The sequence below is a fragment of the Spiroplasma endosymbiont of Halictus nicosiae genome (assembly GCF_978018445.1).
The window spans coordinates 679,436-693,964 of sequence record NZ_OZ389573.1; the positions used below are offsets into that span (position 1 = coordinate 679,436).

Genomic DNA, 14,529 nt, shown 5'->3' on the forward strand with positions numbered 1-14,529 from the left:
CATCACATCATGTTCCCGCAATCGCCAAGGGGAGCCCAACAAACACAAGCAGAAGTTGCGGGAGTAAATATTCAAACAAACGCATCATACGAACAAATGATATATATTAGAGAAATTAAATTAACTGAATTCATTATTAAGTTAATTAAATATGATATAAAATTAATAATCTTCTTGTTAAGACAAAGCAAAAACCAATCTTAAATTACTCTCAAAATAGCGTTAAAATAGGTTTTATTGACAAAGATGAATATATTAAAATAACTGGTTATGAAATTAGTGATTTTAACTTTAAATTACAAATTCAACAAAATACCACAGTCCAAGATAATAGCACAAGTTATGTAATGATTGATGAAAAAGATATTTTAATTAATGATATTTCAAATAAATTATTGAAATAACGTTGATGCAAATGAAAAACCTTTTAAACAATTAGATTGTCTATATGTGTTAAATCCATATTATTGTTTTCTGTAAAATAATAATAATTTCTAATTTGATTATATTGTACTAAATCTGGGCTCGCGGTGATTTTCTATAGTTTTGTGAAAAATTACTTAAAATTTAAAAAACTTTTGCCGCGCTTTTCAAAATACTTGGGAAAAATTCTAAGCGTTAAGCAAAGAATTTTATAAAGATTCCCAAATTTGTTTGAAAGAATCTCAAAAACTTTTTTAACTTATAAATTATTTTATCACAAAAATTTAAGAAAATCAACCGCTCGCCCAAAAACTCAAAAAACTATATAATTAACTTTGTATATAAAATAAAGGATTTTTTTAAAATGGATAAAACAAAGCATCATTTTACTTTTAAAGAAAGAGTAATGTTAAAAGATTTATTAGAACTTGATTCTTTAAAAAGAAAAAATGGTAAACCCAATATATCTAAAATAGTAAAAATATTGCATAAAAATCGTAATACAATATAGACGAGAAATAAAAAGGTTAAAAGATAATGAATATAACGCTAAATTAGTACACGAAGATTATTTACAAAAACGACAAAAATGTTTTAAAAAATCATCATTATTGCTAAATATTTTAGAATGACTAGATGAAAAATATAACAAATTTCATGATTTACCAGAACAAATCTGTAAAAAATATGAAAAAGAGTTTGGTATTAAATTTCCAGTATGTTTTAAAACTTTATATAAATATATTCATTTGGGATTTTTAAATTTCAAAAAATATAATTTGTATTTTCATGGTAGAAAATATAAAACAAAAAATAGGATTGATAATCGCTGTAAAATAAGAAATTTTAGAACTATTGAAGAAGCAAAACATGATAAATATGAATTTGGTTGATTTCAAATGGACACTATGGTTGGCAAAAAAATAGTGTTTTTTTAGTTTTAATCATTGAACCATTAAAAGAAAAAACAACAAAAGAAGTTACAAACGCATTAAAACGAATTTTTTCTAACAAATTTTTAAAAGATAGATGCAAAGGAATAATAACAGATCAAGGCAAAGAATTTGCTGATTGAGAAAAAAATGAAAAAATAACAAATGCTAAAGTATATTTTTGTGATGCTGGAACTTTAACTCAAAAATCCAAAGTTGAAAGAGCAATTCATGATTTTAGACATTGATTTTCCAAAGGAATTGATTTAAGTATTTATTCAAGAAATTATTATCAAGAAGTTGCTAATATAATAAACTCTAAACTTAAAAAATCTTTACATTGACTATCTTCAAAAGAAGTTTTTATAGAAATGTTTAATTTTTAATATAATTACCTATAAAAATTTTAATCATTTTATTTTTCATTGTGCCAAAATTCATAAATTTAAAACAAAACTACTAAATTTTTTTAAAATAAATTATATTGAACATTTATTTTATTGGTGTTATAATAAAATTAAGTAGAGTGCTAGACTTCATAGTACAATTTACAACATAAAAGAAAAAACAAGATTATATCTTGTTTTTAACTAACAACCCGTATCTTTTCAACGGCCCCTATTTTTTTATAAAAAAAATTAATATTTTTGCTAAAAACACTTGCAAAAAAAATGAGGATTTTATATACTTATAAAGGTGTCAGTTGGTAGTAATTTATTACTTAATAAATATGAAAAAAAGAGTCAAAAGTTATTGACAATAAACGCATAATTTTGTATGATTTAAAAGGTGTTTTGCTGACACAAGAACGATCTTTGAAAACTAAACATAACAACAAAAGATAATCATTTAATCAATGAATATCCGTCATTAAAGTTAGGAACAAAAACGATATTTTTTTAATGAGAGTTTGATCCTGGCTCAGGATGAACGCTGGCGGCATGCCTAATACATGCAAGTCGAACGGGGTGCTTGCACCCAGTGGCGAACGGGTGAGTAACACGTATCTAATCTACCCATTAGCGGGGGATAACAGTTGGAAACGACTGCTAATACCGCATACGACATTTTCTGGCATCAGAGAATGTTAAAAGGTTCGTTTGGATCACTAATGGATGAAGATGCGGCGTATTAGTTAGTTGGTGGGGTAATGGCCTACCAAGACAATGATACGTAGCCGAACTGAGAGGTTGATCGGCCACATCGGGACTGAGACACGGCCCGAACTCCTACGGGAGGCAGCAGTAGGGAATTTTTCACAATGGGCGAAAGCCTGATGGAGCAATGCCGCGTGACTGAAGACGGTCTTCGGATTGTAAAGGTCTGTTGTAAGGGAAGAACAGTAAGTATAGGAAATGATACTTATTTGACGGTACCTTACCAGAAAGCCACGGCTAACTATGTGCCAGCAGCCGCGGTAATACATAGGTGGCAAGCGTTATCCGGATTTATTGGGCGTAAAGCGTGCGCAGACGGTTTAACAAGTTTGGGGTCAAATCCTGGAGCTCAACTCCAGTTCGCCTTGAAAACTGTTAAGCTAGAGTGTAGAAGAGGTCGATGGAATTCCATGTGTAGCGGTGAAATGCGTAGATATATGGAGGAACACCAGTGGCGAAGGCGGTCGACTGGCCTATCACTGACGTTTAGGCACGAAAGCGTAGGGAGCAAATAGGATTAGATACCCTAGTAGTCTACGCCGTAAACGATGAGTACTAAGTGTCGGACTAAGTTCGGTGCTGCAGCTAACGCATTAAGTACTCCGCCTGAGTAGTATGCTCGCAAGAGTGAAACTCAAAGGAATTGACGGGGACCCGCACAAGCGGTGGAGCATGTGGTTTAATTCGAAGCAACGCGAAGAACCTTACCAAGGCTTGACATCCAGTGCAAAGCTGTAGAAATACAGTGGAGGTTAACATTGAGACAGGTGGTGCATGGTTGTCGTCAGCTCGTGCCGTGAGGTGTTTGGTTAAGTCCAGTAACGAGCGCAACCCTTGCCGTTAGTTACTCCATTAAGTTGAGATACTCTAACGGGACTGCTAGTGTAAGCTAGAGGAAGGTGGGGATGACGTCAAATCAGCATGCCCCTTATGTCTTGGGCTACACACGTGCTACAATGGTCGGTACAAACAGTTGCGATCTCGTAAGAGGGAGCTAATCTGAAAAAACCGATCTCAGTTCGGATTGAGGGCTGCAACTCGCCCTCATGAAGCCGGAATCGCTAGTAATCGCGAATCAGCAATGTCGCGGTGAATACGTTCTCGGGTCTTGTACACACCGCCCGTCACACCATGAGAGTTGATAATACCAGAAGTCGGTATTCTAACCGCAAGGAGGAAGCCGCCCAAGGTAGGATTGATGATTAGGGTGAAGTCGTAACAAGGTATCCGTACGAGAACGTGCGGATGGATCACCTCCTTTCTATGGAGTTAATACTTTATAGTAATTAACTAGTTTTAATGACCGTTATGTTTAGTTTTCAGAGATTAGTTTCTCTGACAATAACAAGTAAATGTTATTGGAATTGTTCTTTGAAAACTGGATAATAGACATCTAGTTATTTTAATCAAATGATTAAAATAACAATAATTCAAAATTTCTGTTATTTTTTAAAAATAACTAAAATTTCACAGTTATATTTGTAAATGATTCTCAAAAAACTGATTTAAAATCAAGTCAAATAATTTATAAAACTTTGAAGTTACAAAGGGCGTATGGTGAATGCCTTGGGAATAGGAGACGATGAAGGACGTGACTACCTGCGATAAGGTTCGAGGAGCTGGAAGTAAGCTTTGATCCGGACATGTCCGAATGGGGAAACCCGGTGAGATTAATCTCTCATCATCCTAATAATGAATAAATAGTTATAGTGAAGGTATACCTAGGGAATTGAAACATCTTAGTACCTAGAGGAAAAGAAAGCGAAAGCGATTCTCTTAGTAGCGGCGAGCGAACGGGGAACAGCCCAAACCAGATTTATCTGGGGTTGTAGGACCATAATAGTAGAGTTACAAAACTTGTTTATAGTAGAAATGGTTGGGAAACCATGCCACAGAGGGTGATAGCCCCGTATACGAAATAGACAAGACTCGAAATGGTATCCTGAGTACGGCGAGACACGTGAAATCTTGTCGGAATCAACGCGGACCACCGCGTAAGGCTAAATACTACCTATTCACCGATAGTGAACCAGAGTACCGTGAGGGAAAGGTGAAAAGCACCCCGGGAGGGGAGTGAAAGAGTACCTGAAACCATATGCCTACAAGAAGTCGGAGCCCGTTAATGGGTGACGGCGTGCCTTTTGTAGAATGAGCCGGCGAGTTATGATAGCATGCAAGGTTAAGTAGAAAATACGGAGCCGTAGTGAAAGCGAGCCTTAATAGGGCGTTTAGTATGTTGTCATAGACCCGAAACCAGGTGATCTAGCCATGAGCAGGTTGAAGTTGAGGTAAAACTTAATGGAGGACCGAACCGACGTTCGTTGAAAAGACCGCGGATGACTTGTGGCTAGGGGTGAAATTCCAATCGAACCTGGAGATAGCTGGTTCTCCCCGATATAGCTTTAGGGCTAGCGTCGAGGTTAGCAAGTTGGAGGTAGAGCACTAAATGTATGATGGCCCCACCTAGGGGTACTGAATGCAATTAAACTCCGAATGCCAATTTTGTATACTCGGCAGTCAGTACATGGGTGATAAGGTCCATGCACGTAAGGGAAACAGCCCAGATCATCAGCTAAGGTCCCAAAATTTATGCTAAGTGTGTAAGGATGTGAAGTCGCTTAGACAGCTAGGAGGTTGGCTTAGAAGCAGCCATCCTTTAAAGAGTGCGTAACAGCTCACTAGTCGAGTAACTTTGCGCCGAAAATGTACCGGGGCTAAGCATAATACCGAAGCTATGGGTTTTGTATTTATATACAGGGCGGTAGGGGAGCGTTCTAACAGGGATGAAGGTAGACCGTGAGGACTGCTGGACTGGTTAGAAGTGAGAATGCCGGCATGAGTAACGTTTGAGGGTGAGAATCCCTCATGCCGTTTGACCAAGGTTTCCTGGGCAAGGTTCGTCCACCCAGGGTTAGTCAGGACCTAAGGCGAGGCCGAAAGGCGTAGTCGATGGACAACAGGTTGATATTCCTGTACCACCATATAGAGCGATGGAGTGACGGAGAAGGATAGTATATCCCGGTTATTGGATTCCGGGCTAAGCACAAAGAGGGTAAGGTTGGCAAATCCGCCTTGCATAACCTTGAAGTGTGATGGGGAGCGAAAACGGTTCGCCTAGTAGCGAAGTATATGACTTCATGCTTCCAAGAAAAGCTTCTAGTACTATTTATATGGTGCCTGTACCTAGAACGAACACACGTGGTCAAGGAGAGAATCCTAAGGCAAGCGAGATAACTGTAGCTAAGGAACTCTGCAAAATAACCCCGTAAGTTAGCAAGAAGGGGTGCTCATAGTAATATGAGCCGCAGTGAAGAGGAAGGGGCAACTGTTTAGCAAAAACACAGCTCTCTGCAAAGTCGTAAGACGACGTATAGGGGGTGACGCCTGCCCAGTGCTGGAAGGTTAAGGGGATTATAGTTAGCATTAGCGAAGCTTTGAACCGAAGCCCCAGTGAACGGCGGCCGTAACTATAACGGTCCTAAGGTAGCGAAATTCCTTGTCAGGTAAGTTCTGACCCGCACGAAAGGCGTAATGATCCCTTCGCTGTCTCGGCTGCAGACTCGGTGAAATTTTAGTACCTGTGAAGATGCAGGTTACCCGCAACTAGACGGAAAGACCCCATGGAGCTTTACTATAGCTTGATATTGGGTTTTGATATAGCATGTATAGGATAGGTGGGAGACTTTGAAGCAGTAACGCTAGTTGTTGTGGAGTCATCCTTGGAATACCACCCTTGTTATGTCGGAATCCTAACCTAGATTTGTAAGCCAGATCAGAGACAGTGTCAGGTGGGTAGTTTGACTGGGGCGGTCGCCTCCTAAAATGTAACGGAGGCGCCCAAAGGTACCCTCAGTATGGTCGGAAATCATACATAGAGCGCAAAGGTAGAAGGGTGCTTGACTGTGAGACTTACAAGTCGAACAGGAGCGAAAGCTGGGCTTAGTGATCCGGCGGTCCCGTGTGGAAGGGCCGTCGCTCAACGGATAAAAGTTACCCTGGGGATAACAGGCTGATCTCCCCCAAGAGTTCACATCGACGGGGAGGTTTGGCACCTCGATGTCGGCTCATCGCATCCTGGAGCTGAAGTTGGTTCCAAGGGTTGGGCTGTTCGCCCATTAAAGCGGTACGCGAGCTGGGTTCAGAACGTCGTGAGACAGTTTGGTCCCTATCTGTTGTGGGCGTAGGAAATTTGAAGAGATCTGTCCCTAGTACGAGAGGACCGGGATGGACACACCTCTGGTGCTCCAGTTGTCACGCCAGTGGCACAGCTGGGTAGCTATGTGTGGAAATGATAATCGCTGAAGGCATCTAAGCGAGAAGCATACTTTAAGATGAGATTTCCCATCCTTTATGGAGTAAGACCCCTTGAAGACGACAAGGTTGATAGGTTGGATGTGTAAGCACGGCGACGTGTTCAGCTAACCAATACTAATAGGTCGAGGACTTCAAAAAGCGAGAGCTTATTTACAAATTTTAGACAGTTTATTATCTAGTTTTGAGCGGATAATTTCCCTCAGATATAATCTGGTGCTTATGGCATAGTGGATACACCCGTTCCCATCCCGAACACGGAAGTTAAGCACTATTACGCCGACGATAGCCGCAAGGTGAAAATAGGGCAGTGCCAGGTTGAAAAAAGTTTTAAATATCTTAAGTGCAGTAACTTTAGTTAGTGCAGGAACAAGTAGCGCTGTTGCTTGTAAAGATAATGATGTTATAAATCAAGTAATTGTAAGTTGTGTTACAAATGAAAATGTTGATAAGCCAATACGTCCTGACATTTTTAGGAATTATGTAAAAACAAATAGTGAATCTAATAATTCACTTAAACAAGCGAAATCATCAGACCAATCATTTAAATGATATACGCACCAAAAAACACAGAAGATGGTAGTTTATTAAATGCTTGGGCAAATGACCCTTGTACAATTTTGTATGATGATGAAGGAATATACTACAGTTGAATTTTATTTAGAAACGGAAAATATTTTCCAGCCGAATGAGTTGAAATGACATCACCTGATATGAATTCTTGAACTCAAACTGAAATACGTATTAAACGAGGAAGAGAATTTTCTCAAACATCTTACATACCTTCTGCTTTAGGAGGCTCAGTTTGACGAGATGATGAAGGAGATATCGTATTTTTAATTTCAATGCAACCATGTAAGTTAATGGATGGTAGTGAAATAACAGGAGACAGTGGAATTGCATATTTTGTTTCGCATGGTTTGGGGCAACCAATTTATAAAACTGGTGTTCTAGCACCAGAAAAGCCAGCAGGTATAAACGATTGAAGAGATACTTTCATATATCAATGAAAAAGTAGATGAGTTATATGTTCGTGGTCTTGGCGTTGAAGTGCCAAATGTTATTAGATTTGGCGAAAATAAATGATACATATCTTGTTCGGTTCAAGATGCTCCTGTTCCTACAAAGGGGCCCTTTCAATCAAGCTATTGATATTTGTGTAAATTAGTTAATGGCAAATTTGAAGTTTATTCTCAAGGTCAACATGAGTATGGACCTGAGGGTTATGCACAAAGAGTTTTAGATCCTTATCAAACCAAAATTACCAAAAAGGCCTATGTAAGAGCAATGCCGGGTAATTGAAATTACAATACCGATATTTGAGCTTGAAAAGGTGGATGTTATGGTACTGATGAATTATCACTTTCAGAATACTGGGTTGGATTAAGGTCTAATGATCCATTCACAGATTATTACGATAATGGGACAGCAGTCTATATATTGAAAGGTAAGAATTTGACTAAAGGTTATAAGTTAAGTTTTAATAAGGGAGATATTACTTTTTACTTAGAAGCAGATAAGTTTTTTGGAATAATAAAATTGATACTGGATTGAAAAAGTGAACAGAACAAGGAGGACAAACAGATGTAGAGGATGTTATTTGTATGATTTGAAATAAAACAACATTAACAGTTTATAATATTACTAAAGGTTGAAATGCACATTTCATGTTATCAGAAAAAACAACTCACACTCTAAAAAAGGTGCTAAGTCTCTAGCACTTGATGATGATGTAAAAAAGAATTAGACTAATCTATATTTAAAATAAATATTTGATATTTATATTATATTATTAGATATATAAAAATATATTAAAAAAGAGCAATAGAATTGAACATCTAAAATAAAATTGACAGAAAAAAGAGACAAATATTTTTTGTTATATAATTTTATTGAAAGGATGTTCTTTTCTTATGGCAAAACAATGAAACAAAAATGAAAAACTAAAAATTTTAACATTTTCTGAGTTAAATGGCATTAAACTAACAGTTCAAAAATATAACATAGCCAAATCTATTATACATAGATGACGTGTAGACGCACAAAACAATTTTAATAATCTAGAATGATGTCATGGATCTCAAAGTAAACAAAAGACAAAAAAAGAATTAGTATTTCAGCAATTGACTCAAATGATGCTCAAAAAATGTCATGTTCTGAGTTAGAAGAGATTGCTAATTTCTTTTAATACAAGATATAATATTAATTAATAAAAAAGAAAGGAATTTTTAAAAATGAAAAAATTTTTAGTTTTCTTAGGGATAAGTTCATTTTTTCCTAATATCACATGTGGTATAACTGGAATTACCGAATATAACAACTTAAAACAAAATAGTAGTTTAGTGAACAATTCAACAATGAGAATACAAACAAAGCAGCCAGTTATTGCATTTCAGAATGAAATAAAAGTTTATCAAATTACAACTGATGTCCTACCAAATGAAGAAAAATTTGATATTATTATTAAAACTAAACCTAACTTATGAAAAGAAATTAAAAATTTATGAGAAACTGCTAATAATAGTAGCTTTACCAACGAAAATGATAAAAAGAATAAATTTATCCATGATGTAAAAACTAAACTATTGGATTCTATGACGATTGATTCATCAATTGAAACAGAGTCATTTTTTTGATGTTAGTTAATCAAATTTGAAGTGGTTGAGATTTAATTAATGATTTTTGAGTTGAATATCTTCAAGAAAACTACCGTATGTTTATGCATTTTACATTAAAATATGAACCAACAAATATTGAACGATATAGCAATATTGAAGTTAAACTTTGTTCAATATATTCAGATCATAAATCATAAATAGGATAACAAAAAAATGCATTATTATTTTGAATAATGCATTGTGTAAACATTAAAATATAGTTGTTGTGATTCAAATCCCAGTTTCTTATATAAAGGTAAACCATCTGGTGTTGCAACTAAACCAGCATAGTGGTAATTTGCTTTTTTTGCTTGGTTTAATAAATGAATTAACATTTCCTTAGCATAACCTTGTTTTTGATGTTCAGGATGAGTAGCAATGTCGTCAATAATTGCTAATTCTGACTCAAAATATAAGTTTCCTGTTGAAACAGGGACTTGATTTTTCATTAAAGTTGTAAAATAACTAATTTTTTGTTCTTGATTTAATTCTCAAATTGATTGATATTTTGCTAAATCAATTAATGATAAATCAAAGGCTTTTTTAATGATTTCAACAACATTAAGAACATTTGTTTCTATTGTTACTTCTTGAAATTGCTCATTATCACTTGCCCGATTAGCAATGTTAAAAGTTGTTAAGTCAATTAGCATTCCAATGGCTGTTTCAAAATGTTGAAGGTCAGTTTTTTCAAAAAATGTTTTTTCAAATTGATTATTATCATTGGTAATAGTACATCAAGTAAAAGGTGTTTTAGTTTGATGATATTGTTCAATAATTTCACTAGCTTTTGCAAATTGTTCAGCTGTTATGAGATGTGAACTAATAACAACATTTAAATTACTTTTTGAATTACGTGAATCAATATGATGAAAGAAATTATTATAATCACTTTCAATTAGATGTTTACCATTGTCATGTTTAGGGTCAACCATATAATGAATAAAGTTTGCAACTAATTGATCTAATTTTTTATTGTTAAATGTTAGCATGATATTACTCCTTTTTACCACATTTTAATTTTACCATTTTTTTGCCTTTGAATCAAAATATATGGAATACACAAAAGGAATATTTTAAATTTTTTATTTTTTTGATATAATGATAATAGTTTATGCAGAAATATAAATAAATATTCTTATATAGGAAACGAAACATAAAAAAATGAGGAGTTTATTTATGGCAATAAAAAAGAAAATTGTTATGCAAGAAGAATTACCAGTAGTTGATTTAATAAATCAAATTATTGAGGAAGGAAAAGAGTTAACTACTAAAACTGATATAAAAGCAGCAAAAGAAAAACTAATGCATGAAGAATGAATTAAAAAAAATAATGAAGCATGTGCTATTGCATCAAAAAATGAGAAGAAAAAATTAAATTAGCAAAGGAAAAAGAACTTAAAGCAGCATCAAAACTTAAAGATGTTGATAAGATTGAACAAGAAAAAATTGCTTTATTAGAACAAAAACGAAAAGAAGAAATTGCTAAAAATAATGCTTTATATGAAGAACGTGCTAAAAAACAAGCTCGTTTGACAAATATTTCACGTGTTAAAAAAGCAATGCGTGAGCGAAAAATGATTTTATCAAAAGAATCATGAGAAAAAGAGTCACAAAAATGACAAAAATTATTAGATCAAGTTTCACGTTAATTAAATAACTTGCACTGATGTTTATCAGTGTTTTTTTAATTTAAAATAAAATTGTTAAGTCACTTAATTTAGTTTTGAATAAAAATAAAATTATCTTAAACTTGGCAAATAAAAAGTTAAAAACTCATGTCAAAATTCTCATACTTTGGTTTTTAATGTATCATTTGTTAAAAATCAGTATGAAAATCCTTCGGCAAAAAATTCAAAAAAACTTTTAAAAGAATATTCGCTAAGATGAAATAATTGAAAATTTTTTCTCTATCCAAATTGTGGGAATTATTAATTTTTTTACTAAAAATTGGGAGTGTTGCATATAAACGGGTATTATTTAATTTATTTAAAAACAAGAAACTTTTTTCTTTTATAAAAACATAATAACACAAAAAAATAAAAATACAAAAAATAATTTCATATTTTAACATACTAAAAAATAGTTTAAAAACTAAAATTAAATTACACATACTTTAAAAAATGTATAATATAATATAGTAATTGAAAATTAATTAAAAATAAGGCGTCCTGTACGATGAACCGGCAAAAAAAATTCTTGTGAGATTGTTTTTTTATTTTTATATTAAAAACATAAATTTATTTGCTTTATTCATCGGATAGTATCTTTAAATTTAGAATTTTTATCATAAAAATAGATGTTATTCTGCTTTCCCTACACAAAATAAACGATATTTTTTTATAAATTTCCTTTCAAATAAAGGTATTATCCGATGAATAATGCAACCCCTAAAACTTAATATTTTTTGATGCTTAAAGATGGATAACTCATCTATGGCACGAAAGCTTTAAAGAAAGTGTGAAAGCGATTGGATTTACTACTCCTATTTATTTTTTTAATTCTCGGCAAGATTAATCACTTGTGAAATGTCAGAGCATGTGTTTTTTGGCTTGTTTTCATAAAAAGAGTGTTGTTAAACCAAAAAAACAATATCGAAAACTAAAAAAACAAGAGGGTTGGAACTCCAAAAGGTTATTTTCTTTGTATAAAGTTGTCTAGGGATGGATGAAGCGTAATTAATAACTGGGTAAATTTGTTTTACTTCCATCCGGGGATAAACTCTGTCAAAATATCCTACCGCCACCTGCTCCCCCCCGAAGTGAAGCGGGTGGCGAAATAAATAAATACTAAAATACAATACATTATTTACTAAATATCAAAATATTAACCAACAAAGGATTTTTCTTTTTATTTAAAAAATATAAATAAAAAGAAAGGAAAAAAATATTATGCAAGAATATAAAAGTAAATATATCAATAAAACTTGAAATGAAATAACAACATCATTTGATTGAGTTAATTGTCAGCCCGTTGATTGTCGTATTTCGCACCATAAAAATCATTATGATTTACAGTGTTTAGAATGAGCAAAAATGTATTTAAATTTATTTGAAGATAAATGAGATGTTATTAATTCATATATGCAACATTACAAAATTAATAATATTTTAGATTTAACTAAAGATGGTTGAAAGATATTACAAATTGAGAAAAAAATAAAACAAATAAATTAAAATATATTATTGCAATTGACCCTGCTGGAATTGGACAAACTGGTATTATTATCTATAATGTTTTGCAAAAGAAAATAATTAATAATATTACTTTTAATTCCAAAAATGAAGAAGAAGCAATAAATAATGTGTATTTAATATTAAATCAATTTAAAAATAAAATTTGTTATTTTGTATAGTGTAAATGCAATTAATTATTTCCTACTCTTATTAATTAAAATAATATCACTTAAAAATAAGTTTGCAAGTATTTTTAAATTATTTTTTTAATTTATTTAAAATTAGTATATTTGGGCACACTAAAAAATAATTTATTAAGTTTTTTTATTTAATAAATTTATTTAATATATTTATTAAATAACTGTGTTGGTGTTTCTCAATTTAAACAAGGTCTTATCTTATCATTAATTGTATTAATTATTCAATCTATTTTATCTTGTTTAATAATTCTAAAATCAGTACTTTTTGGTAATTCTCGCCTTATATCTCTATTCATTCTTTCTACAATTGTTTTTTATGTAGGACTACCTTTATCACAAAAATATACATTTGTTTTAAGATGTTTTTCAATATCTTTTCAATTTCAAAATTCTTTTCCTTGATCAGTTATAATTCCCTTTAAATGTTTTTTAAAAGTTTATTTTTAAAAATTTGTTTTAAAGTTTCTAATACTTCTGTTGAATTTTTTTCTTTTAATTTTTTAAAAAAGGTAAATTTAGTTAATTCTTCTGTTAATGTTAAACATGCTGATTTCTTATCTTTACCAACAATAGTATCCATTTGAAATCAACCAAAAGTACCTTTTTCATGTTTTGCTTGTTTAATAGTTTTAAAATCATTGCTTAAATTACCACGTTTATATTTTTTCCCTTTATGTATCTTTTTTTACTATGAAAATACAAATTACGTTTATTTAAACCAAATAAACCTAAATAAATATATTTATAAGGTGTTTAAAAACACATAGGGAATTTATCATTAAATTCAATTTCATATGATTTACATATTTGTTTAGGTGTATAATGAAATTTATTAAATTTTTCATCTAATCATAATAATTGTTTAAAAGTTAAAGTAGTTTTCTTTTTACAATTTTTACAATTTTCTAAATATCGTTTATGTTCTTGCATAGGATGATATCATTTATAATGTTTTAAGTGATATTTAATAGTACTTTTACTACGACCCATATATCTTGCTATTTTTGATATATTAAGAGTGCCATTTTTTTTCTTAAAAATATCAGATTCTAAGGCTTCTTTTAAATTACATCTTTCAATAAAACTTAAATGTTTAAATTTTTTCATTTTCTCCTACCCTTTCTTAAAATATTTACATAATACAATAAAAAAAATAAAAGTAAATTATTGACATTAAATTTAATGATGATAAGATAATATTGTAAATCTAAAAAGGAAGAATTTTCCTACTCTTAACCTGTTTTAGAAAATTACAAAAATATAGACTTGCAAAAGTCTTTTTTATGTAAAATATAGATAATAAAAAAAGAACTTATGAGAGTTCTTTTATACATTAATACAGTTTTTTACTTTTTTATTTAATTATATTGTTTAAATAATAGCAATTTTAATATGCAAAAAGGATTAAAAAATGGCCAAAAAATGCCAAATTGTAAAAGAAAGGTATTAGCAAGATTTAAAAAAGATAAAAATGATGATTTAGTAAGAAAAATGCAAGGTGATTGACCAGTGCAATTATGTATTAGTCATTTTAAAGAGTTTCAAATTAAAATAAATGAAACTATTTTATATATGGAACAAAAAAAGAGTATAAAGATATGATTAACACAATGATTGTAAAAAAGAATTAAATTATGGTATAATATTTTTATAAGGTTAATCTTCCTTTTATA

General features: G+C 31.8%; 13 protein-coding genes, 3 rRNA genes and 2 pseudogenes. 16 read left to right on the plus strand and 2 right to left on the minus strand.

Translation table 4 applies throughout. From position 1 onward, the window contains the following. Window positions 1-9 precede the first annotated feature (9 nt). From ACZ91P_RS04705 to ACZ91P_RS04755, 11 genes and pseudogenes are all read left to right on the plus strand, one after another. Window positions 10-204 carry a hypothetical protein gene (locus tag ACZ91P_RS04705; protein WP_465158260.1) on the plus strand — a complete coding sequence of 65 codons (195 nt, stop codon included), beginning with the start codon at window positions 10-12 and terminating at the stop codon, window positions 202-204. Between the two features lie 583 nt (window positions 205-787). After that, window positions 788-1,741: pseudogene (locus ACZ91P_RS04710) on the plus strand (IS30 family transposase). A 512-nt stretch (window positions 1,742-2,253) separates the two neighbouring features. Further along, a 16S ribosomal RNA gene (locus ACZ91P_RS04715) occupies window positions 2,254-3,773 on the plus strand. Window positions 3,774-4,046: 273 nt separating this feature from the next. Continuing rightward, a 23S ribosomal RNA gene (locus ACZ91P_RS04720) occupies window positions 4,047-6,964 on the plus strand. Between the two features lie 71 nt (window positions 6,965-7,035). Next, a 5S ribosomal RNA gene (gene rrf / locus ACZ91P_RS04725) occupies window positions 7,036-7,142 on the plus strand. The 16S, 23S and 5S rRNA genes sit together here, the layout of an rRNA operon. Continuing rightward, the gene (locus tag ACZ91P_RS04730) at window positions 7,142-7,414 is read left to right on the plus strand and encodes a lipoprotein (protein ID WP_465158261.1); all 273 of its coding nucleotides are present in this window, start codon (window positions 7,142-7,144) and stop codon (window positions 7,412-7,414) included. The genes rrf and ACZ91P_RS04730 overlap by 1 nt, the downstream gene beginning before the upstream one ends. A gap of 272 nt (window positions 7,415-7,686) precedes the next feature. Further along, window positions 7,687-7,890, plus strand: a complete 204-nt coding sequence (locus tag ACZ91P_RS04735) for a hypothetical protein (protein ID WP_465158262.1) — start codon at window positions 7,687-7,689, stop codon at window positions 7,888-7,890. Next, a complete protein-coding gene (locus ACZ91P_RS04740; RefSeq protein ID WP_465158263.1) occupies window positions 7,874-8,413 on the plus strand; it encodes a hypothetical protein in 540 nt (179 codons plus the stop codon). The genes ACZ91P_RS04735 and ACZ91P_RS04740 overlap by 17 nt, the downstream gene beginning before the upstream one ends. Before the next feature lie 323 nt (window positions 8,414-8,736). Next, window positions 8,737-8,988, plus strand: coding sequence for a hypothetical protein (locus tag ACZ91P_RS04745; protein WP_465158264.1), 252 nt, complete (start codon window positions 8,737-8,739; stop codon window positions 8,986-8,988). Between the two features lie 69 nt (window positions 8,989-9,057). Further along, on the plus strand, window positions 9,058-9,465 hold the full coding sequence (locus ACZ91P_RS04750; protein WP_465158265.1) for a hypothetical protein: 408 nt from the start codon (window positions 9,058-9,060) through the stop codon (window positions 9,463-9,465). Further along, window positions 9,459-9,638 carry a hypothetical protein gene (locus ACZ91P_RS04755; protein WP_465158266.1) on the plus strand — a complete coding sequence of 60 codons (180 nt, stop codon included), beginning with the start codon at window positions 9,459-9,461 and terminating at the stop codon, window positions 9,636-9,638. The genes ACZ91P_RS04750 and ACZ91P_RS04755 overlap by 7 nt, the downstream gene beginning before the upstream one ends. Before the next feature lie 24 nt (window positions 9,639-9,662). On the opposite strand, the gene ACZ91P_RS04760 is transcribed toward ACZ91P_RS04755, so the two are convergent. Continuing rightward, window positions 9,663-10,472 carry a GNAT family N-acetyltransferase gene (locus tag ACZ91P_RS04760; RefSeq protein WP_465158267.1) on the minus strand — a complete coding sequence of 270 codons (810 nt, stop codon included), beginning with the start codon at window positions 10,470-10,472 and terminating at the stop codon, window positions 9,663-9,665. A 187-nt stretch (window positions 10,473-10,659) separates the two neighbouring features. Here ACZ91P_RS04760 and ACZ91P_RS04765 point away from each other — a divergent pair, with 187 nt between their 5' ends. From ACZ91P_RS04765 to ACZ91P_RS04780, 4 genes are all read left to right on the plus strand, one after another. Next, complete coding sequence (locus tag ACZ91P_RS04765) at window positions 10,660-10,863, plus strand: hypothetical protein (protein WP_465158268.1); 204 nt, start codon at window positions 10,660-10,662, stop codon at window positions 10,861-10,863. Further along, window positions 10,821-11,132 carry a hypothetical protein gene (locus ACZ91P_RS04770; protein ID WP_465158269.1) on the plus strand — a complete coding sequence of 104 codons (312 nt, stop codon included), beginning with the start codon at window positions 10,821-10,823 and terminating at the stop codon, window positions 11,130-11,132. Before ACZ91P_RS04765 ends, ACZ91P_RS04770 begins: the two co-directional genes overlap by 43 nt. A gap of 1,239 nt (window positions 11,133-12,371) precedes the next feature. Next, window positions 12,372-12,656 (plus strand): hypothetical protein, encoded by a 285-nt coding sequence (locus ACZ91P_RS04775; RefSeq protein WP_465158270.1) that lies wholly within the window; start codon window positions 12,372-12,374, stop codon window positions 12,654-12,656. After that, entirely contained in the window at window positions 12,611-12,835 is a 225-nt protein-coding gene (locus ACZ91P_RS04780) for a hypothetical protein (protein ID WP_465158271.1), read from the plus strand. Before ACZ91P_RS04775 ends, ACZ91P_RS04780 begins: the two co-directional genes overlap by 46 nt. A gap of 158 nt (window positions 12,836-12,993) precedes the next feature. Here ACZ91P_RS04780 and ACZ91P_RS04785 read toward each other — a convergent pair. After that, window positions 12,994-13,963: pseudogene (locus ACZ91P_RS04785) on the minus strand (IS30 family transposase). 285 nt (window positions 13,964-14,248) lie between these two features. Here ACZ91P_RS04785 and ACZ91P_RS04790 point away from each other — a divergent pair. Beyond that, entirely contained in the window at window positions 14,249-14,476 is a 228-nt protein-coding gene (locus tag ACZ91P_RS04790) for a hypothetical protein (protein WP_465158272.1), read from the plus strand. Window positions 14,477-14,529: the final 53 nt, after the last annotated feature.